This is a genomic window from Corynebacterium sp. HMSC073H12, from assembly GCF_001837775.1.
GTDB lineage: Bacteria > Actinomycetota > Actinomycetes > Mycobacteriales > Mycobacteriaceae > Corynebacterium > Corynebacterium amycolatum.
On sequence record NZ_KV834035.1, the window covers coordinates 54,469 to 74,486 of the forward strand.

Sequence of the window (20,018 nt, forward strand, 5' to 3'; positions counted from 1 at the left end):
AGCTCCTATTCTAGCGCGCCGCGGATGGGGTCAAGGCCGAAAAAGTGCGTTTGCATCATACAAACCAATTGTTATAATTCGACCCCTAACTGCATTTTTGCACGATACAAATGCCGGAAAGCAGTTTTGCCACAGCACTAATTCCACAATCGTTTTCAAACGAGAAAAGAGACCGTATTTTCAGCATGACAACGCATACGACCACGCAGAAGAGGCGCAGACAGAACGAGCAGGACGAGCAGCACGGGCAAGACAAGCTCTTCTCCCCCGCGTTCATCATCAGCTGGCTGATTAACTTCAGCATGTACCTGGTGTTCTACCTTTCAATCACAGTCATGGCGCTCTACGCCGTCCAGCGCTTCTCCGCCTCAGATGCCGCCGGTGGCTTCGCTGCCAGTTCTTTCGTGGTCGGCGCCACCATCGCGCGTCTCTTTTCCGGCTACTTGGTGGACACCTTCGGTGGTCGCAGAATCATGCTTGGCTCGCTCGCTGTCATCGTGGCAGCCTGTGCCGCCTACATTTGGGCCGCATCCCTGCCGGTCCTGATTGCAATCCGCATCATCCACGGCCTGACCTACGCATTAGCTTCCACCGCCGTGATGGCCGCCGCCCAGACCGCTATTCCGGCTTCGCGCCGCGCAGAAGGAACTGGCTATATCTCGCTCGGCACCACCCTGGCCACTGCGATTGGCCCAGCTCTCGGCCTAGCCCTTATTGGCTCGGTCGGCTACAGCGTCCTCTTTGCCACAGCCCTCGGCCTATCCGTTGTCGGACTGGTGCTGGCACTCGGTCTGCCACAACACAACGGGCCCACCACTGCGGCAACCAAGGCCGAGGCCACCGAGGATTCGTCGGCAAGCGAGACGAAGCGCACATTTTCCTTCGATGACATCATGACGCCGAGAGTGGTACCGATTGGCCTATTCATGCTGCTCATCGGCCTGGCGTATGCGGGCGTGATTACGTTTTTGAACCGATACTCGCAGCTGGGCGGCCTGACTAGGGGCGCCAGCTTCTTCTTCATCGCCTATGCGGTGGCGATGATGGCAGCACGCTTCTCGCTGGGACGCCTACAGGATCGCCGCGGCGACAACCCGGTAATTGCCATCGGCCTGGTGTGCTTCACCATCTCACTGCTTGTTCTGGCTTTCGCAACCACTGACTGGCACGTCATCGCCGCTGGCGCGCTTTGCGGCCTGGGCTACGGCACGCTGATGCCGGCGTGCCAGACCATCTCCGTGCACCTGGCGCCGGCGCACAAGTTGGGCACGGGCATCTCGACGCTGCTCTTGCTTGTCGACGCAGGCATCGGCCTCGGCCCAATCGTGTTGGGCTCGGTAGCTGCCACGATTGGCTTTGACAAGATGTACGCAGGCCTGGCGGTTGTGGTGGTTCTCGCGGCCGTTTTCTACTGGTTCGTGCATGGCCGCAAGCCCGTTGCACAACGCCATCGCGTGGATATTCAGAACTAATTGGTGTGCAGTCACTATTAATAAGTGTGCCGTCACTTTTTACAGGTGAATATCGGGCAAGGAACACCGATAACAGTTATGTGCGGTGAGTCACCTATACTTTCCTCATGACTGAATCCTCCACACCACAGAGCATGATTTCGATTGCCGGGGTGAATAAGTACTACGGCGACTACCACGCTTTGCGTGATATCAACCTGGAAATCCCAGCTGGTCAGGTCGTAGTTATCCTCGGCCCCTCCGGCTCTGGTAAATCCACACTGTGCCGAACCATCAACCGCCTGGAAACCATTGACAGCGGCGAAATTCGCATCAACGGCAAGCTTCTCCCAGAAGAGGGCAAGGAACTCACCCGTCTGCGTGCCGAGGTTGGCATGGTTTTCCAGCAGTTCAACCTCTTCAGCCACATGACCATTCGGGACAACGTCACGCTGGCCCCGCTGAAGGTCCGCAAGATCTCCAAAGCCGAGGCGCGCGAACGTGCTGACAAGCTGCTCGCCCGTGTCGGCATTGCGGAACAGGCCGACAAGTACCCGGCACAGCTCTCCGGCGGTCAGCAGCAGCGCGTCGCCATCGCCCGCGCCCTGGCCATGGACCCGAAGGTCATGCTTTTCGACGAGCCCACCTCCGCGCTCGACCCGGAAATGATTAACGAGGTCCTCGATGTCATGACCGACCTGGCCAAGGGCGGCATGACCATGGTCTGTGTCACCCACGAGATGAGCTTCGCCCGCCGTGTGGCCGACCGCATCCTGTTCATGGCCGACGGTGCGGTTGTCGAAGACACCGACCCGGAGACCTTCTTCACCAATCCGCAGAGCGATCGCGCCAAGGACTTCTTGGCCAAGATCGTCGGACACTAGGCGGGGCTGGTCACCATGAAGCTTTCACTATTACGAGGAGGCCGGGGACGCAGTCGCAACCAGGGCCGCCGAGGTGTCGTCGGCAAGCGAGTTGCGGCGGCTGTCGTAAGTGTTGCCACGACGATGAGCCTTGCGGCGTGCGGTAGCGGCGGGCCCCGAAACCTGCTGGCCGATATCGAGGCCGGGCACGTGACGTTGGGTACGAAGTATGACCAGCCGGGTCTCGGTGAGCGCACCCCGGACCGCGAGTTCGCGGGCGTCGACACAGATGTCTCCCGCTACGTCATCGAGTACATCGCCAACAAGAACGGTTGGGATGTGCCCGAGATGGAGTGGCGCGAGACCCCGTCCGCTCAGCGCGAGACGCTAATTAACAACGGCGAGGTCAACATGATTGCCGCCACCTACTCCATCAACGCTGGCCGCCTGGCTGCCGTCGACTTCGCCGGCCCGTACCTGGTCACGCACCAGGCACTGTTGGTGCGCGGTTCCGAGGGCATCCAGGGGCTTGACGACGTCGCCCCGGGCACTCGCCTGTGTTCTGTTTCCGGTTCCACCCCAGCGCAGAAGGTCAAGGACGCTCTGCCGGAGGTGCAGCTGCAGGAGTTCGATACCTACGCCGCATGCGCCGAAGGTGTGAAGCAGGGTGTCGTCGATGCCCTGACCACCGATGCGACTATTCTCGCGGGCTTCGCCCAGCGCTACAAGGAACGCTTCGGCGATGACTTCCGCGTGGTTGAGCTGCGTAACCCCGATGGCTCCTACTGGACCAACGAGTACTACGGCATCGGTCTACCCAAGGGCGATGATGCCAGCCGTGAGGCCATCAATGAGGCGCTGGAGTCGCTGTACGACACCGGTGAACTTCAGAAGATTGTCAAGAAGCATTTGGGCGACAAGTTCGAGCTCGATGACAAGCCAGCAATCGGCGATTTGTCGTTCGTAGAGAAGAAGTAGGAAGGGGTGCGAGCAAACAATGAATCCAGAACTATGGAGTGAAATGGGGCCGGAACTGCTTCCGGCTTTCTGGGTAACCATCAAACTGACGATTGCCTCGGCGATTGGTTCCCTGATTTTTGGCACGCTTCTCACCGCTATGCGCGTGAGCCCCGTGGGAATCCTGCGTACCCTGTCGACCTGGTACATCAACATCGTCCGCAATACCCCGCTGACGTTGATTGTGCTGTTGGCTTCGATGGGTCTCTACTACAACTTGGGTCTGCTGCTGGCTGCGGAGAATGACTCCTTCATTGTCAAGCAGAACTTCCGCCTGGCGGTGCTGGCGTTTGTTGCCTACACCTCGTGCTTTGTCGCGGAGTCCCTGCGCGCCGGTATTAATACTGTGCCGTTCGGGCAGGCCGAAGCCGCCCGCTCCCTGGGGCTAAGCTTCGGCCAGAGCTTCCGCTACATCATCTTCCCGCAGGCATTCCGTGGCGCTATCGTGCCGCTTGGCAACACCCTGATCGCGCTGACCAAGAACACAACGATTGCCTCGGTAATCGGTGTGGCTGAAGCGTCGCTGCTGATGAAGACCATGACCGAAAACTACGCCAGCGATATCCTGATTATCTTCGGCATCATCGCTGTCGGCTTTATTATTCTGACTCTGCCAACCGGCTTGTTCTTTGGCTGGGCTGGCAAGCGATGGGCGGTGAAGCGCTAATGGCTACTCGCGCAACAGTTCTTTACGACGCGCCGGGCCCCAAGGCTCAGCGCTTCAACCGAACCCTCACCTGGATCGTGGCTGCAATCACCGTTGCGATTCTCGCCTGGGTGGGAATGAAACTGGCCGACAAGGGCCAGTTCGAGGCCAACAAGTGGTCGTTCTTCCTCGAATCCACAACCTGGACCACATACATTCTGCCCGGCCTGGTCAGCACCATTGTCGCGGCTGTCGTCTCTATTGTGTTGGCACTGGTTATTGGCGCTCTCCTGGGCGTCGGCAGGCTGAGCCCAATCGCACCGGTGCGCTGGCTATGCTCGGTGATTGTCGAGTTCTTCCGCGCCATCCCGGTGCTCGTGCTCATGCTGTTCGCCTACTCGGTGTTCGCCATCTGGCAGCTGTTCCCGTCGAACTACCTCGGCTTTGCCGCTGTTGTGTTTGGTCTGACCATGTACAACGGCTCCGTCATTGGCGAGACTCTGCGCTCCGGCATCGAGTCGCTACCGAAGGGCCAGCGAGAGGCCGCGATTGCGCTGGGTCTTTCCCACCGCCAGACGATGGTCACCATTTTGCTGCCGCAGGCAGTCGCCGCCATGTTGCCAGCGATTATCTCGCAGATGGTCATTGCGCTGAAGGACTCCGCGCTGGGCTACATGATTGGCTACGTCGAAGTGGTTCGCTCCGGCCGCCAGCTCGGCGAGTACTACGGCGCCATGATCCCATCGCTGGTCGTCGTAGCAATCATTCTCATCGCCATCAACTTCGGCCTGGCCAACCTTGCCGAGCGCATCGAAAGCCAGCTCCGCGCCGGCCGCGCTCGACGCAACATCATTGCGAAGGTTCCGCATCAACGCGACGTGGGTGTCACCACTAAGGATGAAACCAATGTCGACTGGCACGCCGAAGGCCACCGAGATCTGCGTGGCACTCACGAGTAAAGCTCGCCGCATTACCCACGCATCCACATTCGCTTTACGACGAACATAGCGACGCCGCCCACGGAAACTACTTTTGGTTTCCGCCGGGCGGCGTTTTGTTTGCTGGTTTATTTACTTACGGCTGCGGTTTCCGACCGTCCATGTGACTCCGCCAGCAACAAGAGCGGAAACCATAACCAGCAGTATCAGCTCACTGACGCCAATATTGCCGCCAATCAGCGCTACGACTGTTAGCACGAGAAACCCAATGACTACGAAAACAAATAGAAATACTAGGCAAAGCATGAGCTTCGATTTCATTATTCACCATGCCCATGGTCATAGCGCCCACCCCTGTAGAGAGTAAACGTGTTATGCGGGTACTTCGCATTCACCTGACCCCACACAGGGATAACATTTTTTACCAAATACTTATGGCGCGCAAATCCGTTTGCGCCAGGTCGCGCAATAGCCTCTACGACATTTCCGATCTCCGCATTTGGGGATACGTCAGAAAATGTAGTGTTTAGATTTGTGACAGAGGTCACTCGATCACTATTCCAGCAAAAGCGTACTGACGTGTTCATACGATAAAAAGTATCCCCGAGTAAGGTCCTGGAATGATGCGTTCCAAACGCATTAGCACAACCGCTTGCCGCGCGTAGCGATGCAGCCGGCGCTATCGTCTCCGCCAATTTGACATTATTCGCCCGATAATCAGGGGTGACTGCTGCTAGCTCTGGATAGTCCTTCTTTAAAAGATTGACTTCACCATTACTGAGTGGACCTGAAGCTGCCTTTTCGACCAGATGCACTATTTCAATTGGATACTCATCCTTAGGCTTAATAGTGCGAACAACCGGTTGCGCATCGACCGGCGCTGCTAGGACGATGCTGCTAACCACAGCTGTCAAAGCTCCTACTACGAGTTTCTTCATGATACTCTCCTGAGATATTCTCAACAGACGTACTGAGAGTTTAGCAACTTTTCGGTTACATCCGGAACAATCCATAAAATTCCCCCAAAGCGAACTCAAGCAAAATGGGGATTATGCATCGAATTGTTCCCGTCGAAATATATCCGATGTATTCATACATACCCCTGAGACTGCCTCGGACAATTCGAGCTCATATCGAAGTTAGCCTTGGGGCTGAGCATCTTCAACCGACTCCTCTGGCCCCTCCGATTCCGACTTTTCGCCAGATTCGACCTCCCCCTCAACCACAACATCGGACTGAATAACCAGGCGTCCGTCTTCATCGTGGGTGTATTCAAAGCGCGGGAGTTCGTTGCCCTCTTCGTCGTAGCCCGGTGCGGGAGCTGCTTCATTCTCCTCCAGTTTCTCCGGAGTGTCGGCCTTGCTCCACTGTCGCGTGACCGGCTTGCGCACGGCCATATGGTCATCGCTCATGCCCTTGACCAGGGAGTACATCATGATGAAGTGGAGGAAGAAGAACGGCACACCAATGACAATCACCGCGGATTGCAGCGCTTCCAGTGCAGTTTCACCAGAAATCAGCAGCAGAGAAGCTGCCACAGCACCGATCATGACGCCCCACAGCACGCGGTAAAAGGTCGGAGCCTTGTTCTCCTCACCGGTGGACATCATGTCCATGACCATCGAAGCCGAGTCGATGGAGGTGACGAAGAAAATCATGATTACAAAGAGCGCAAACACGCTGACAAGCGTTGTCAGCGGGTACTGCTCCAACAGAATAAAGAGTGCCGGTGAGGGGTCTCCGCCTTCGACCACTGGTTCAGTCAGAATTCCTGGCTGCTCGTTTTCCAGTTCAAAGCCGGCACGGCCGAAGATGGAGAACCACAGAATCGACACGATTGTCGGCAGTGCAATCACACCGGCAATGAACTGGCGGACTGTACGTCCACGGGAAATACGCGCGATGAACATGCCCACAAATGGCGACCAGCAGATTGTCCAGGCCCAGTAGAAGACCGTCCAGGCACCCTGCTTCCAATTCGGGTTGACGTCGTAGGAGTCAGTCCAGAACATGATGCGCGGCAGCGCATCCAAGTAGACACCCGCCGTATCGACGGTCTGGCGCAGCAGCGTCAAAGTCGGGCCCATCAGCAGCACGAAGACCATCAATGCCATGGCGGCCCAAATGTTCGCATTGGACAACACCTTAATACCTTTGTCCAGACCGCGGGCCACGGAAATCGAGGCAATCACAATAATGATGGCAATCAGAATGAGCTGTACCATCGAGTTTTCCGGGGTACCGATTACACGAGCAGCACCGGAGTTAATCTGCAGCGCACCCATGCCCACCGATACCGCGATACCGACAACCGTACCGATGATGGCGACGGCGTCGATAAGCTTGCCCGGCCATGAGTAGATGCGGGTGCCGAGCAGTGGCGCGAAGATGGAGGAAACGCGCGGCGGGAGATGACGCTTGTAGATGAAGTAACCCAGCGCGAGCCCCGGCAGCGCCATGATGACCCACATGTGAATACCCAGGTGGTAGATGGTAAATGCCATCGCGGTGTTCTGGGCCTCGCGGGTCATCGGGTCTTGACCGAGCGGCGGGTTGTAGGCGTGGTTGAGTGGTTCAGCCACACCCCAAAACATCAGCATGGAGCCAGTACCACCAGCGAAGAGCATGCCGAACCACTCGGCGATGGTGTATTGGGGCTCTTCGTCGTCATCGCCAAGCTGAATGCGGCCGTAGCGAGACACGAACAAGCCGATGAGGAAGATAAAGCTTACCGAGACACCACCAATGAACAGCCAGCCCAAGTTAGATGTAACCCATTCGGAAGCAGCCGAGTAGGCATCCCGAGCTGTATCCCCCAGCGCAACGGTCACTGCCACAAAGAGGACAATGAAACCCATCGCTGTCGTGAAGATCAACGGATCGGTCGGCAGCTTCTTGAGAAAACCACCCGACTTCTTTTCTTGCGTATTTGCTTGTGGCGTTTGTGTAGATCCCATTATCGGGGTCAGCGCCTTTCACTTCTAGATTGTCTGTCTTTAAAAGACAGCTCGGAAGACACATTCCTCCCAAGTCAGTTATCTACGTTACAAAAAGAAGCGGAGCCATTCTCAATATCCTAGCCCCTTGTGCTGTAATTGAGACTTTTCCCTTCGAGTTCACGCTGGTTTAACTGAACGTCAAAGTGGAAAACCTATCGTTCGACTCCATGCAGCTTTCCCGTCGCAGCGCTCTACGTTTAGGCGCATCCACCGCACTTGCTACTTCAGTCACGCTCGCTCATGCCCCTGGAGCTGCCGCTTCAGTTACACCGGGTTCGCCGTCACTGGCCTCCCCAGGTCTATTGCGTTCTCGGCCACAGCTCACCCACGGCGTTGCAAGTGGCGATATCCGCGGCGACGGCGCATTAGTTTGGGCTCGCTCAGACCGCCCCGCCCGCATGGTGGTTGAAACTGCTGCAACTGAGAGCTTCCAGAATGCCAAGGTATTCCGCAGCAACTCTCTGTTAACTCCGGACACCGACGGCACCGGACGTCTACGTGTCGTTGGTCTCGAGCCGGGACAGGAAATCTTTTACCGCGTCACGCTGGAAGAGGCAGATACTGGAGTTTGCTCTGATCCCGTTATTGGCACCTTCCGTACTGCCCCCAACCGCGCATCCAACATCCGATTGCACTGGTCCGGCGATGTCGCAGGTCAGGGTTGGGGAATTAACGACGAAATCGGTGGCTACACCGGTTTTTCCACCATGCTGGAGCGCAATCCAGACCTATTCATTCACTCAGGCGACACCTGCTACGCCGACGGTCCGCTGGAGGAATCCGTCACGCTTTCCGACGGCACTGTGTGGCGCAATCATGTCACTCCGGCCAAATCCAAGGTTGCTGAAACCCTCGAGGATTATCGCGGCCAGTACTCCTACAACCTCATGGACAAGAACTACTTGGCCTTCAATGCGCAGGTTCCGCAGCTGGTCCAGTGGGATGACCACGAAACAGTCAACAACTGGTACCCCAACGAAGTCCTAGACGATGATCGCTATACCGAGCGCGATGTCAACACCCTGGCCAAGCGCGCCTACCAGGCTTTCCATGAGTGGCAGCCACTTGATCAGCAAATGGCTGTTGATGGGCGCGTATACCGCAAGGTTTCCTACGGCCCTTTGCTAGATATCTTCATTCTGGATATGCGCAGTTACAAGGGAGAAAATACTTCCAATAACCCGCGCTCGACAACCGAAGAACCAATCCTTGGCGAAAAGCAGACAAACTGGTTAATCAACTCCCTCAAGGACTCCCGCGCGACGTGGAAGATTGTTGCTAATGACCTACCGCTTGGAATCATCGTTCCCGACGGCGACGATGGTGACCAAGAAAGCGTATCCAATGGGGCCACCGGTGCGCCTGCAGGACGTGAACGTGAAATCGCCCGTCTGCTCAGCGCCATTAAGGATGTTTCAAATATCGTTTGGCTCACCGCCGATGTTCACTACACCGCGGCTCACCACTACAGCCCCGAGCGCGCACAGTTCACCGACTTCGCACCCTTCTGGGAATTCGTCTCCGGTCCTCTCCACGCGGGCGCTTTCGGCCCCAACGAAATGGATCCGACCTTCGGACCGAAGGTGGAATACGTCCACGCACCGGGTAAGGACAATGCCAACGCCGACCCCACACAGGATTTCCAACACTTCGGCGAAGTCGATATCGACGGCGACTCACGCGAGATGACTGTCCGTCTGCTCACCACCCGCGGCACCGAATTGTGGTCGACAACGCTGAAGCCGCAGGCGTAAGCACACTGTTCAACAGAGCGTGGCGGCAGCTACTAATTAGTGCGTTCCGCCACGCTTTACGACGGTCTCCTGCCCCGCCGCCTGCCAGGCCACAATGCCCCCGTCCAGGTTGATGAGCTCCGGCGTGACACCATCAGCCTCGACCTCGCCAGCCAGCAGCTCAATCGCCTGTTGCGAGCGGGCCCCCGAGTGGCAGTGAATGAGAACTCCCTCTGCCCCAGTTGCGACACCGTCAGCCTGCGCAAGTGCCTCATTCACAGCAGCCCACCCACGGCTGCGAATATCGCCGAGTGGCACAAGCACAGATCCGGCAATGGCGACCTCCGCGTGCTCATCGGGTTCGCGTACATCGATGAGAGGCACTCCCCTGGCAAGAAGCTCGTGCGCCATGTTGGGACCAATGCTGCGCACGCTCTGTGCCTGATTGTTCTCATCCTCGGACCACGATGCTGCGCATACCTGCGCAATTTCGGTCAGGTCGGAAACGGGTTCGCGCTCCGGGTCGGCTGCAAAGGACAGTGTGCGGGTGGTTGCCTCCAGGGCGTCGATAAGCACGAGCTTGCCAACGGCGACCTTGCCGACACCAGTGAGCACCTTGATTGCTTCGACGACCATCATGGAACCAATCTGTCCGACCATTGCGCCGAGGACACCACCTGCGGCGCACGACGGTACGGAGCCGGGGTCGGGGATGTCGGGGTAGAGATCGCGAAGCATGGGGCCGTGGCCTGGCCAGAAGACGGACAGCTGCCCTGTGAACTGCAGAATCGTGGCCCAGACCAGTGGAGTTCCGGTCAGCTCCGCAGCATCGGAGGACAGGTAGCGCGTGGCGAAATTGTCCGCGCCGTCGAGCACTACATCGTGAGTGGCAAAGAGCTCCTCGGCATTGTCGACGCTCAACCTGCCGACAATTGCGGTCACCGATGCCTCGGAATCGAGGCGCCGCACAGCATCCGCGGCGGACTCGGCCTTCGGGCGACCGATGTCGGACTCGCGGTGAATAACCTGGCGCTGCAGATTGGACTCGTCGACTACGTCATCGTCAATGATGGTGATGTGTCCGACCCCTGCACCGGCCAGGTACAACAGCGCAGGTGATCCCAAGCCACCAGCGCCGATAACGAGGACGCGGGAGGCTCGCAGGCTTCGCTGCCCCTCGGCACCGAAGCCCGACAGCGTAAGGTGCCGCGCGTACCGACGCAGGTCACGATCCGATAGATTGACACCCTGCTCAGCCATTACAGGGAATCCTGCTCGCGTGCGCCGCTGACGCGCTCGGTGATGATTCCCTCAAACGACGAGCTCGCCTGAGCCAGTCGGCGCCGTGGAATGCGACCGGACTCGCGAGCAGTCAGACCCGCCTCAACGCCGAAGCGCATCGCTGTGGCCATGCCCACCGGATCATGTGCACGAGTCACGGCGGATGCCAGCAGCACTGCATCGCAGCCCAGCTCCATTGCCTGCGCTGCCTCGGAGGCGGTGCCGATGCCCGCGTCCAGGATGATGGGCACATTCGCGCGGTCAACAATCAGCTCGATGTTGTGTGGGTTGAGAATTCCCAGGCCAGTGCCAATCGGCGAACCTGCCGGCATGACCGCTGCGCAGCCCAGATCCTCCAGCCGCTTGGCCAGCGCCGGATCGTCATTGGTGTAGGCGAAAACGACGAAGTCGTCAGCCACCAGCTGCTCCGCGGCAGCGACCAGCTCGACCGGGTCCGGCAGCAGAGTGTCCTCGTCGGCGATGACCTCGAGCTTCAGCAGGTTGGTCTCCAGCGCCTCGCGGGCCAACTGCGCAGTCAACACCGCGTCACGAGCGGTATAGCACCCCGCGGTATTCGGCAACGCCGCAATATTGTTGCGCTGCAGAATCTCAAAAACGCTCTGCTTCGTGCCGGGCGTAAAGCGGCGCATCGCCACCGTAGTCAGCTCGGTGCCCGAAGCCACCAGCGCGCGCTCCAGCGTATCCATACTGGTCGCACCGCCAGTTCCCATAATCAGACGGGAGTTCAATTCCAGCCCGCCAATGCGCAGCGGTTCCCGTGTAAGTTCGCGCGTCAGTTCGCTCGCCGCCCCGGTTTCGTTTTCCTGTGCGGACATATTTGCTTGTGCGGACTTCTCAGTCATCTCTAGCCTCCCTGAACTGCTGTCACGATGTCGATTGCACCTGCCACGGGCGTGGTCGCCCACTTGGCACGCGGAATCACCGCACCATCCACGGCTACTGCAATCCCCAGGCGGGTACCGTCCGCGGCAGTGCCGTCGTCGTTAAGCACGTGCCCCGTGTGCTTTGCAACAAGATCTGCGACCATCTCCCCCGCAGCCGGTGTGTAGCCTTCGCCATTGAGTGTTGTGGTGGACATAAGCAAGCCTCCTCTAGTCGCTGAAGCGGAATGGATTGACGGCGGAAAGAAGCGCCGGGTCGTTGTCATTTTCTCGACCTGCGACAACATCGGCGGTGAGCTTGGAACCGATGGCCGTAAGCAGAATGCCGTGGCGGAAGTAGCCGGTGGACACGGTCAGTCCTGGAGCCACGCGACCAATCATGGGGACATCGTCCGGGGAACCCGGCCGGGCGCGGGCAGTCATCTCGTAGATTTCGCAGTCTAGAATGCCGGGCACTAGGCGGTATGCGTCGCGGAGTAGCTGGTGGACGCCTTCGGAGGAGACGCCGGTCAGGTCATCTTCACGCGAGGTAGCGCCGAGCACGACGGTGCCGTCAGCACGCGGGACGATATACACCGGACGCCCCTGAACCATACCGCGAATAGTGCGGTTGACCAGCGGCTGCAGGCGCTCCGGTACACGCAGACGCAGCACATCCCCATAGACCGGGCGCAGTGGCAGATTCAGATTCTCCGGCAGACCGGTGATATCGGCGGTGTTCAACCCCGCCGCCAGCACGACCTCATCGGCGAGGTAATCATTTCCGTCTGCGCCGCGCAGACCGATGGCGCGGTCGGAAGCGTAGATAACCTCTTGCGCGCGGGTGCGGATGACACGGTCTCCCAGGATGGTCAGCAGTGCGTCGGCGAGCAGACGCGGATTGACCTGGTGATCTCCTGGAATATCCACCGCACCAACACAGCCTGGCCCCAGTGCCGGCTCGACCCGGCGCGCTTCGGTGGCTGTGATGCGGTTGATCTCCATACCCATGTCATGCTGTAGCTCAACGAGCTCGCTGAGTGTCTGTCGGTCGGCGGCATCACCCGCACAAACAAACGTGGAGTTTTCGATATAGCCGACATCGTGGCCCGATTCCTCGGCGATGGTCTGGGCAAATTCGCGGTAGAGCTTGCCCGACTCCACCATCAGCGGATACAGCGTCGGCTGATCCCACACAACTTCGGCCACCGGCGCCAGCATGCCCGCTGCGGCGAAAGTTGCGCCGGAAACGGGCTCGGCATCGAGGACGGTTACATCGAATCCCTGACGGAGTAGCCTCCATGCCGTCGCTAAGCCGATAATGCCCGCGCCTGCGATAACAACGCTTGACGACGTGTCCCCTGCGCCGCCCTCACTTGTCGAGGCAGCACCCATAGCGGCAGCATTCACTGCCATTCCTCCCTCCGGCGGCATAACCCGCATCAGGTAAAAGCGGTCGGCGTTACTCGCCCTCTCAGCCAGCGGCATCTCGTCGATGCCGAGTACGGCTCCCGCGGAACGTGGTACTCCCCCATCATATGACTTCGGACTCTCCGCCACGACACCGCATCCCCAACCTCGCCTAGCATGGGGACATGAACGCCTCATCAGCTGCCACTCGCACAACACGACGCGCCCTGCTTGCCGACGCCCGCCTGTACCTCTGCACCGACTCGCGCGCATCCCGCGGTGATCTGCGCGAATTCCTGCACGCCTGTTACGAAGGCGGCACCGACATCATCCAGCTGCGCGACAAGAAAGTCGACACTCGCGACGAAATTGCCGCCGTGGAGACCCTCGCCGAGGTCGCCGCTGAACACGGCAAGCTCTTCGCAGTCAATGACCGCGCCGACATTGCCGCGCTGACCGGCGCAGACATCCTGCATGTGGGGCAGGAAGACCTCACGACCGAGCAGGCCCGCCAGATCGTTGGACCCGAGGTTCTCATCGGCCGATCCAACCGAAATCTGGACATGTTCGCCGCCTCACTTGCCGACGATGGCATCGATTACGCGGTAATCGGCCCGGTGTATGCCACTCCGACGAAGCCCGACCGCCAGCCTGTCGGAGTCGAGATGGTCCGTGAAGCTGCGGCACTGGTACGGAGAGTGCGGGCACAAGGATCAGCGGAGTCCCACCAGGATTCCGTGGCCGATATTGTGCGCCCACACGACCGCGGCGCAAGTGACCCCGTCAAGCCATGGTGGGCAATTGGAGGTATCAACGCCGAGACCGCCAATGCGGTTATCGCCGCTGGTGCGGAGCGCATTGTGGTGGTTCGCGCACTGACCGAGGCAGAAAATCCGGAAGAGGTAGCGCGTGCCCTGCGCGCTGCGGTTACTGGAGTCGACGGAATCGACAGCCACGGCGACAAGTAACAATCAGCGACTACTCTCCGGCGAATGTCTCCAACTGCCGAATGGCACCGGAGACAATCAGGAGATCACCTGCGGAAATGCGGTCGTCGGCAAGCGCAGGGCGAAATCGCTGACCGCGCTTTTGCACGGCGACGACCGTAATCGGTGCGCTCTGGTTAATCTCCGCCACCGTCTTATCCAGGCAGTGGATTGGTGGCGCGACCTTGCCCACCGCGTAATCGCGGTCGAACTCCAAGAAGTCCTGAACCTTGCCGCCGATGAGGTGCGCGATGCGACGGCCGGTGTCGGCCTCTGGGCGAATGACGTGGTGCACACCAATCTGGCCCAGGATTTTGGCGTGGGCCTGGTTATCGGCCTTTGCCCAAATCATGGGCACCCCCATATCCACCAGCGCAGACGCGGTCAGTAGCGATGCCTCGATGTCACTGCCGATGGCGATAACAACGCGTTCGGCTTCATCGACACCGAGCTGCTTCAGTACCTCCGGCATGGTGGTGTCGGCGGTGACCACGTGGTCGAAGGTCGAGGACAGCTCCTGGACTACCTTTTCGCGGTGGTCTACGCAGAGAACCTCGATACCGCCAGCGACCAGCTCCTCGCCGAGCGCCTGTCCGAAACGCCCCATACCGAGGATGACAACAGGCGAAGAGCTGGCTTGGTTGGAGAAATGCTCTGCAAAACCAGCAAACGGGTTGAATTTCGAGTTAGCCAATGAAGGGCCTTTCTTCCGGATATTCGTAGACACGCTGGCGTGGGCGCGCGGCCAAGGCCGTCGCCAAGGCGATCGGGCCAACACGTCCGGTGAACATCAGCACGATGAAGATTGCCTGTGCCGCCACCGGCAGGTCGGCGGTAATACCTGTGGAAAGGCCTACCGTGGCGAAGGCACTGACTACTTCAAAAAGGATTTGGTCAGTAGAAAACTGTGGCGCTAGGAAACTGACGGCGATTACTGCCAGGAATACCTGGCCAATACCGAAGGCAAGGACGACGAGGGCCTGGCGCAGCACCTTTGGATTCAGGCGCCGCCGAGCCACGGACACGGAGGTGTCACCGCGAATCTCCGCGAGAACAGCGGCGAGAATGACTGCCGATGTCGTGATTTTCACGCCACCTGCAGTACCGCCGGTGCCACCACCAATGAACATGAGGAAGTCAGTGCCCAGCAGTGTCGATGGGTGGAAATCCGCGTAATCAAGTGCGTTGAACCCCGCGGTACGCGGGCTCACACCAGCGAAGAATGAGTTGAGTACCTTCTCCCCCGTGGTGAATCCAGACATAGCATTGGACCACTCCCCAAAAGCCACCATGAGCGTACCCAAAGCAATCAGCAGAATCGTGCCTTTAATGGTGAAGCGAGTAGTCAATGACCAGCGCTTAGGCAGCTGTCCTCGAGTGCGAACACTAAGCCACGCTTTGCCGTGCCGCCACGCCTCGAGCAAAACAGGAAACCCCAGACCGCCCACGATGAGGGCGAAGGCCAGTGGCAATAACACCCAGGCATCACTGAAGAATCCCATGACATTGTCGGTATATAGAGCGAAACCGGCGTTGTTAAAGCCGGAGATGGCATGGAACAAGCCTTCCCATGCAGATCTTCCCCAGCCATACCCGTATCCGGAGTGGAACCGCAGCGTAAGTGCCACTGCCACAACAAACTCCACCAACAGGGTGAAGCTAACGGCAGCACGGACAACCCACGAAATCTCGCCCATGTCCATGCCGCGGCCTTCAACGCGGGCACCGGCACGTCGGTTAAGACCGAGCCTTCCCGCAACGAAAAGGCCAAAGAGTGAAGCCAAGGTCATGAACCCGAGACCACCCAGCTGAATCAACAACATGATGACGACCTTGCCGAAAGTTGACCAATGGGTGGCCGTATCTACGGTGATCAGGCCGGTCAGGCTTGTTGCTGAGGTGGCTGTGAACAGCGCATCAGACAGCGCCGTGGGCAAACACATATCCCCAGGGCTCGGGGCACACTGCCCCGTGGGATGGCTATTGGCCGCCGAAATCGGCAGCATTAACAAAACCGTGCCAGCGGTTATCAGGGCGACATAACACCACACCACCAACGTTGTGGGACGAACTCCCCGACGTGATTTAGTGGCCTGCCGCGACAGCGTAATCACCATCGGAACGTTAGTCCTCGTGGCCAGCAATGTCGAGGGGAATGCTGATATTCCGCCTCTACATATGCCCGGACTTATAAAGGAACTGCTTTACGACCCCAGACACCGTTGCGATATCCCGTACACAACCCGCACCCAATGCCCGCCCCCACACCCCACCCCGCTTTGGCTACTGCGGAAACCTTGAGTTATGGTCAGGTTCATGATGACACCCCTGATGAACACACCCGCGCCGCGCGGCGCACAGTGGTGGTGGCTCGCTTGAGTCCGCGAGCAACGTCACGTCATCTCATTAATGTCGACGGCAAACCCGTCAAGTACGAGCTCGCAAGAAGATAAATCTGGCGGGCTCTTTTCTTTTATCGGTTCGAGATTTTTATCGGTTCGACGAAGAGAACCAGGGCCCGCTGAAATAAACAACAGCAACGAAAGGCCCTCTCAATGACTGATTACAACCCCAGCGCGGATGCCATCGCCAAGGCTTCAGCACCGACTGCAACCAGGGTGCCGTCGGCAAGCGTTAACGGCGCGGGCGAGGTGCGCGAAACCCTCTTGCCCGCATTTTTCGGTCGCTTCGGTGGACAGGAAGTGCCGGAGTTCCTGCTGCCAGCACTCGATGAGCTGGAAGCGGCTTACATCGAGGCGATGAGCGATCCGGAGTTTCAGCGCGAGCTGGAAGAACTGCGTCGCGATTTCCTCGGCCGCGCAACCCCGCTGTTCGAATGCCGACGTCTATCCACGCCGAACACGACGATTGTGCTCAAGCGCGAGGACTTGAACCACGGCGGCGCGCACAAGGGCAACAACGTGGTCGGTCAGGCGCTGCTGGCAAAGCGCATGGGGAAAACCCGTCTCATTGCTGAGACGGGTGCAGGCCAGCACGGCACGGCCACCGCGATGGCCGCAGCGCTTCTGGGACTTGAGTGCGAGATCTACATGGGCGCGCACGATGTCGCCCGCCAGCACCCCAATGTCGAGCGCATGGAGCTCATGGGCGCGAAGGTCGTTCCCGTCACCACCGGCGAGGCCGGTTTGAAGGATGCTATTGACGAGGCACTGGTCGAGTGGAGCAAGACTCTCGACTCCACTTTCTACCTGCTGGGCACAGCCGCCGGGCCGCACCCATTCCCCACTATCGTGCGTGAATTCCAGCAGGTCATCTCGGAGGAGTCACGCAGTCAGATGGTCGAGCGCTACGGCAAGCTTCCCGACGCTGTCATCGCAGCCGTCGGTGGCGGCTCCAACGCCATCGGCGCATTTGCTAACTACATCGACGACTCCGATGTCGCCCTCATTGGTGTCGAGCCTGCGGGTGAGGGACTCGACACCGATCGTCACGGCGCGCCCATCAATGCGGGCAAGACTGGTGTCCTTCACGGCATGCGCTCATTTGTCATGCTTTCCGACGACGGCGAGGTGTTGCCATCGCACTCCATCTCGGCGGGCTTGGATTACCCGTCTGTTGGCCCGGAGCACGGCATGCTGATGGAGAATGGCCGCGCCAGCTATGTCGGAATTACCGACGAGGAGGCGCTGGAAGCGTTCCAGTTGCTCAGCCGCATGGAGGGCATTATTCCGGCGATGGAATCCTCGCATGCGCTGGCGCAGGCCATTAAGATTGCGCGACTCCGTGAAACCGACCCTGCCGCTGGTAGCGAGCTCGGGCTGCCGGTTCACGAAGGCGATGAGCCTTTGCTGTTGCTCGTGAACCTGTCGGGTCGCGGTGATAAGGATATGGAGCAGGTTCAGGAGTTCCTGAACCAGTAGGGATGGCCAGAAGGGATTGTTTCCCCACTAGCTGACTAACAGGAACCGAACCAAAGTTAGTTCTTGTTAGGCAGCGCGGCGGTCGTCGGCGGCGATGCCCTGCTTCGGGTTCGCCTCCACGATGGCTTCGGCAAGCAGCGATGCCAGCGCATCCTGCTTGGATTCCTTGCCGTCCTGGAAAATTGGGGACACAGTATCCATAATCTCGTTGAATGCGTTCATCAGAGGTCACCTCTCTTAAGATCTCTTTGATCTTTATTGTTGGGCTTCTCCAACCGATTCTTTGCGATTCCGCAGTTGAAACAATGTTTCATCGAACCGTTTGGAACTTATGACCTGCAACCGTAGACGACAACACAAGACCTGGCAAGTGTTATTGTTTGTTTCCCGTTAACCTTGCGTTAACTTTACGGAGCTTTCAATCCCAGGCGCTGTGCGCTTTATCCCCCCTAGCTCAGCTACCGCCACAACCAAAACACTCGCTGCGCTACACAGCTTTTTCACACGAGCAAAACCCGTAAAACCCCAGGTCGAAAGCACAGACTGCGCACGCCCAGGACATCCCCAAAGTAGAACCTTCTGCGACCGCCAACAACGCCCCCAGGGCGACGCAATAGCCCTAGGCTTCATTTCTAGATAGATATAAAAAGATTATCTAATAGAGTGATGCAAATCACTTTTAGGAAGCAATAAAAAGCTGCCGCTAACCGCGGCCAGTGAACGCCCCAATACGCCGGACGGCCTCTTCCATCTCGGAAGTCTCACCAGCGAAGCAGAGGCGCACCCACTCATGGCCATTCTCGGTATCAAAGTCAATACCAGGAGCAACAGCCACACCAGTTGCGGCCAACAATGCCCGGGCCCACGCCATGGAATCGACGGAGCTGGGGTCGTCGTAAAGCCCCGCGATATTGGCATAGATATAGAAACCGCCGTCGGGCGGGGCGATATTACCGAGCCCGACGCGGGGCAGCCCCTCAAGCAAAACGTCGCGGTTGCGCGCGTAACGCGTCACGTGCGAATTGAGCTCGGCAATGGACTCGGCGCTGAACGCCTCTACTGCCGCTTCCTGCGAAATTGCCGGTGGGCAGACAGTGAGGTTGGCTTCGAGACGATCCAGGGGCGCACGCAACCACTCCGGCACAATCAGCCAACCGACGCGCCAGCCGGTCATCGAGAAGTACTTACTGACACTGCCGACTACGACCGCCGCATCAGAAAACTCGCGCGCTGACGCACACTTTCGACCATAGGTAATGCCGTGATAAATCTCGTCGGAGATGAGCAGGCAATCGTGCTGCTCGCACCACTTCGCAATGGAACGCAGCTCGTCGGCATCGATAATGGTGCCAGTGGGATTGTCCGGACTGGTGACGATCACGGCCTTGGGCACGCGCGGAAGTGCCTCCAAGTGCCCCACGGTGAGCTGAAAGCGGGTCTCGGGACCACAGTCAATCTCGACAATGTTGGCGCCGAGCGCCTGCAGCGTATTGCGGTATGCGGGATAGCCCGGGCGCGCGAGCACAATGTCATCACCGATATCGAGCGCCGCGAGGAAAAGTGCCACGAAACCACCGGAAGAACCGGTGGTGATGACAACATCGGCAGCCTCCGTGTCCGTGCCATAGTTTTCACGATGCCAGGCGGCGATGGTTTCACGCAGCTCAGGCGTGCCGATGGCCGCTGTGTAGCCCAGAACCTGATTCTCTAAATCAGCACGAGCACGGGCAATCGCGGCAGCCGGGGCCGCAGTCGCGGGCTGCCCCACACAGAGGAATAGAGCGTCACCGTGAGTACGCTGACGCTCCTGTGCGAGCGCGAGAACATCCATCACATGGAAGGGTGCGACCTCACTGCGGCGGGATGCTAGGTCGTGCTCGGGCTGGGATGCCTGCGGAGGCCGCGAGGAGTTTAACGGCTGCGATGACTGCG

General features: G+C 58.8%; 19 protein-coding genes and 1 riboswitch. Of the genes, 8 read left to right on the top strand and 11 right to left on the bottom strand.

Features of this window, described 5'->3' with window-relative positions; translation table 11 throughout:
• Positions 1 to 185: 185 nt before the first annotated feature.
• A complete protein-coding gene (locus HMPREF2708_RS05345; RefSeq protein ID WP_070833225.1) occupies positions 186 to 1,472 on the top strand; it encodes an MFS transporter in 1,287 nt (428 codons plus the stop codon).
• 134 nt (positions 1,473 to 1,606) lie between these two features.
• Positions 1,607 to 2,335, top strand: a complete 729-nt coding sequence (locus HMPREF2708_RS05350) for an amino acid ABC transporter ATP-binding protein (RefSeq protein WP_070833588.1) — start codon at positions 1,607 to 1,609, stop codon at positions 2,333 to 2,335.
• A gap of 30 nt (positions 2,336 to 2,365) precedes the next feature.
• On the opposite strand, the gene HMPREF2708_RS11255 is transcribed toward HMPREF2708_RS05350, so the two are convergent.
• Complete coding sequence (locus HMPREF2708_RS11255) at positions 2,366 to 2,524, bottom strand: hypothetical protein (RefSeq protein WP_246840367.1); 159 nt, start codon at positions 2,522 to 2,524, stop codon at positions 2,366 to 2,368.
• Between HMPREF2708_RS11255 and HMPREF2708_RS05355 the strand changes: the two genes are divergently transcribed.
• Genes HMPREF2708_RS05355 through HMPREF2708_RS05365 form a run of 3 tightly spaced genes read left to right on the top strand, consistent with a single transcriptional unit; the run spans position 2,459 to position 4,936 of the window.
• The gene (locus HMPREF2708_RS05355; RefSeq protein WP_246840364.1) at positions 2,459 to 3,292 is read left to right on the top strand and encodes a glutamate ABC transporter substrate-binding protein; all 834 of its coding nucleotides are present in this window, start codon (positions 2,459 to 2,461) and stop codon (positions 3,290 to 3,292) included. The genes HMPREF2708_RS11255 and HMPREF2708_RS05355 overlap by 66 nt on opposite strands.
• Positions 3,293 to 3,311: 19 nt before the next feature.
• Positions 3,312 to 3,998, top strand: coding sequence for an amino acid ABC transporter permease (locus HMPREF2708_RS05360; RefSeq protein ID WP_048733083.1), 687 nt, complete (start codon positions 3,312 to 3,314; stop codon positions 3,996 to 3,998).
• Positions 3,998 to 4,936, top strand: coding sequence for an amino acid ABC transporter permease (locus tag HMPREF2708_RS05365; protein WP_070833231.1), 939 nt, complete (start codon positions 3,998 to 4,000; stop codon positions 4,934 to 4,936). Before HMPREF2708_RS05360 ends, HMPREF2708_RS05365 begins: the two co-directional genes overlap by 1 nt.
• Positions 4,937 to 5,235: 299 nt before the next feature.
• Here HMPREF2708_RS05365 and HMPREF2708_RS11020 read toward each other — a convergent pair whose 3' ends face one another.
• Positions 5,236 to 5,853: a hypothetical protein gene (locus tag HMPREF2708_RS11020; RefSeq protein WP_141762924.1), complete on the bottom strand. Its 618-nt coding sequence runs from the start codon at positions 5,851 to 5,853 to the stop codon at positions 5,236 to 5,238.
• Positions 5,854 to 6,054: 201 nt separating this feature from the next.
• On the bottom strand, positions 6,055 to 7,872 hold the full coding sequence (locus HMPREF2708_RS05370; protein WP_070833234.1) for a BCCT family transporter: 1,818 nt from the start codon (positions 7,870 to 7,872) through the stop codon (positions 6,055 to 6,057).
• A gap of 209 nt (positions 7,873 to 8,081) precedes the next feature.
• Here HMPREF2708_RS05370 and HMPREF2708_RS05375 point away from each other — a divergent pair, with 209 nt between their 5' ends.
• On the top strand, positions 8,082 to 9,668 hold the full coding sequence (locus tag HMPREF2708_RS05375) for an alkaline phosphatase D family protein (protein WP_070833237.1): 1,587 nt from the start codon (positions 8,082 to 8,084) through the stop codon (positions 9,666 to 9,668).
• A 36-nt stretch (positions 9,669 to 9,704) separates the two neighbouring features.
• On the opposite strand, the gene HMPREF2708_RS05380 is transcribed toward HMPREF2708_RS05375, so the two are convergent.
• Genes HMPREF2708_RS05380 through thiO form a run of 4 tightly spaced genes read right to left on the bottom strand, consistent with a single transcriptional unit; the run spans position 9,705 to position 13,204 of the window.
• On the bottom strand, positions 9,705 to 10,907 hold the full coding sequence (locus tag HMPREF2708_RS05380; protein WP_070833240.1) for a ThiF family adenylyltransferase: 1,203 nt from the start codon (positions 10,905 to 10,907) through the stop codon (positions 9,705 to 9,707).
• On the bottom strand, positions 10,907 to 11,791 hold the full coding sequence (locus tag HMPREF2708_RS05385) for a thiazole synthase (RefSeq protein ID WP_210400320.1): 885 nt from the start codon (positions 11,789 to 11,791) through the stop codon (positions 10,907 to 10,909). The genes HMPREF2708_RS05380 and HMPREF2708_RS05385 overlap by 1 nt, the downstream gene beginning before the upstream one ends.
• Positions 11,792 to 11,793: 2 nt before the next feature.
• Positions 11,794 to 12,027, bottom strand: coding sequence for a sulfur carrier protein ThiS (thiS, locus tag HMPREF2708_RS05390; protein ID WP_070833243.1), 234 nt, complete (start codon positions 12,025 to 12,027; stop codon positions 11,794 to 11,796).
• Positions 12,028 to 12,040: 13 nt separating this feature from the next.
• Positions 12,041 to 13,204, bottom strand: coding sequence for a glycine oxidase ThiO (gene thiO, locus HMPREF2708_RS05395; RefSeq protein ID WP_070833590.1), 1,164 nt, complete (start codon positions 13,202 to 13,204; stop codon positions 12,041 to 12,043).
• 7 nt (positions 13,205 to 13,211) lie between these two features.
• A riboswitch (TPP riboswitch) is annotated at positions 13,212 to 13,334 on the bottom strand.
• 70 nt (positions 13,335 to 13,404) lie between these two features.
• On the opposite strand from thiO, the gene HMPREF2708_RS05400 reads away from it, so the two are divergent.
• Entirely contained in the window at positions 13,405 to 14,187 is a 783-nt protein-coding gene (locus HMPREF2708_RS05400) for a thiamine phosphate synthase (RefSeq protein WP_070833246.1), read from the top strand.
• A gap of 10 nt (positions 14,188 to 14,197) precedes the next feature.
• Here HMPREF2708_RS05400 and HMPREF2708_RS05405 read toward each other — a convergent pair whose 3' ends face one another.
• Entirely contained in the window at positions 14,198 to 14,899 is a 702-nt protein-coding gene (locus tag HMPREF2708_RS05405; RefSeq protein WP_070833248.1) for a potassium channel family protein, read from the bottom strand.
• Entirely contained in the window at positions 14,892 to 16,322 is a 1,431-nt protein-coding gene (locus tag HMPREF2708_RS05410) for a TrkH family potassium uptake protein (protein ID WP_070833251.1), read from the bottom strand. Before HMPREF2708_RS05410 ends, HMPREF2708_RS05405 begins: the two co-directional genes overlap by 8 nt.
• Before the next feature lie 438 nt (positions 16,323 to 16,760).
• Between HMPREF2708_RS05410 and trpB the strand changes: the two genes are divergently transcribed.
• A complete protein-coding gene (gene trpB / locus HMPREF2708_RS05415; RefSeq protein WP_070833254.1) occupies positions 16,761 to 18,086 on the top strand; it encodes a tryptophan synthase subunit beta in 1,326 nt (441 codons plus the stop codon).
• A 66-nt stretch (positions 18,087 to 18,152) separates the two neighbouring features.
• Here the strand turns inward: trpB and HMPREF2708_RS11100 are convergent, their stop codons facing one another.
• Together HMPREF2708_RS11100 and HMPREF2708_RS05420 are read right to left on the bottom strand one after the other, a co-directional pair.
• Entirely contained in the window at positions 18,153 to 18,308 is a 156-nt protein-coding gene (locus tag HMPREF2708_RS11100; protein WP_162837147.1) for a hypothetical protein, read from the bottom strand.
• 481 nt (positions 18,309 to 18,789) lie between these two features.
• On the bottom strand, positions 18,790 to 19,917 hold the full coding sequence (locus tag HMPREF2708_RS05420) for an aminotransferase class I/II-fold pyridoxal phosphate-dependent enzyme (RefSeq protein WP_070833591.1): 1,128 nt from the start codon (positions 19,915 to 19,917) through the stop codon (positions 18,790 to 18,792).
• Positions 19,918 to 20,018 lie beyond the last annotated feature (101 nt).

Coding starts and splice junctions, on each gene's coding strand:
- HMPREF2708_RS05345 (WP_070833225.1), top strand. CDS start 186: ATGACAACGCATACGACCACGCAGAAGAGGCGCAGACAGAACGAGCAG.
- HMPREF2708_RS05350 (WP_070833588.1), top strand. CDS start 1,607: ATGATTTCGATTGCCGGGGTGAATAAGTACTACGGCGACTACCACGCT.
- HMPREF2708_RS05355 (WP_246840364.1), top strand. CDS start 2,459: ATGAGCCTTGCGGCGTGCGGTAGCGGCGGGCCCCGAAACCTGCTGGCC.
- HMPREF2708_RS05360 (WP_048733083.1), top strand. CDS start 3,312: ATGAATCCAGAACTATGGAGTGAAATGGGGCCGGAACTGCTTCCGGCT.
- HMPREF2708_RS05365 (WP_070833231.1), top strand. CDS start 3,998: ATGGCTACTCGCGCAACAGTTCTTTACGACGCGCCGGGCCCCAAGGCT.
- HMPREF2708_RS11020 (WP_141762924.1), bottom strand. CDS start 5,853: ATGAAGAAACTCGTAGTAGGAGCTTTGACAGCTGTGGTTAGCAGCATC.
- HMPREF2708_RS05370 (WP_070833234.1), bottom strand. CDS start 7,872: ATGGGATCTACACAAACGCCACAAGCAAATACGCAAGAAAAGAAGTCG.
- HMPREF2708_RS05375 (WP_070833237.1), top strand. CDS start 8,082: ATGCAGCTTTCCCGTCGCAGCGCTCTACGTTTAGGCGCATCCACCGCA.
- HMPREF2708_RS05380 (WP_070833240.1), bottom strand. CDS start 10,907: ATGGCTGAGCAGGGTGTCAATCTATCGGATCGTGACCTGCGTCGGTAC.
- HMPREF2708_RS05385 (WP_210400320.1), bottom strand. CDS start 11,791: ATGACTGAGAAGTCCGCACAAGCAAATATGTCCGCACAGGAAAACGAA.
- thiS (WP_070833243.1), bottom strand. CDS start 12,027: ATGTCCACCACAACACTCAATGGCGAAGGCTACACACCGGCTGCGGGG.
- thiO (WP_070833590.1), bottom strand. CDS start 13,204: ATGGGTGCTGCCTCGACAAGTGAGGGCGGCGCAGGGGACACGTCGTCA.
- HMPREF2708_RS05400 (WP_070833246.1), top strand. CDS start 13,405: ATGAACGCCTCATCAGCTGCCACTCGCACAACACGACGCGCCCTGCTT.
- HMPREF2708_RS05410 (WP_070833251.1), bottom strand. CDS start 16,322: ATGGTGATTACGCTGTCGCGGCAGGCCACTAAATCACGTCGGGGAGTT.
- trpB (WP_070833254.1), top strand. CDS start 16,761: ATGACTGATTACAACCCCAGCGCGGATGCCATCGCCAAGGCTTCAGCA.
- HMPREF2708_RS11100 (WP_162837147.1), bottom strand. CDS start 18,308: ATGAACGCATTCAACGAGATTATGGATACTGTGTCCCCAATTTTCCAG.
- HMPREF2708_RS05420 (WP_070833591.1), bottom strand. CDS start 19,917: ATGGATGTTCTCGCGCTCGCACAGGAGCGTCAGCGTACTCACGGTGAC.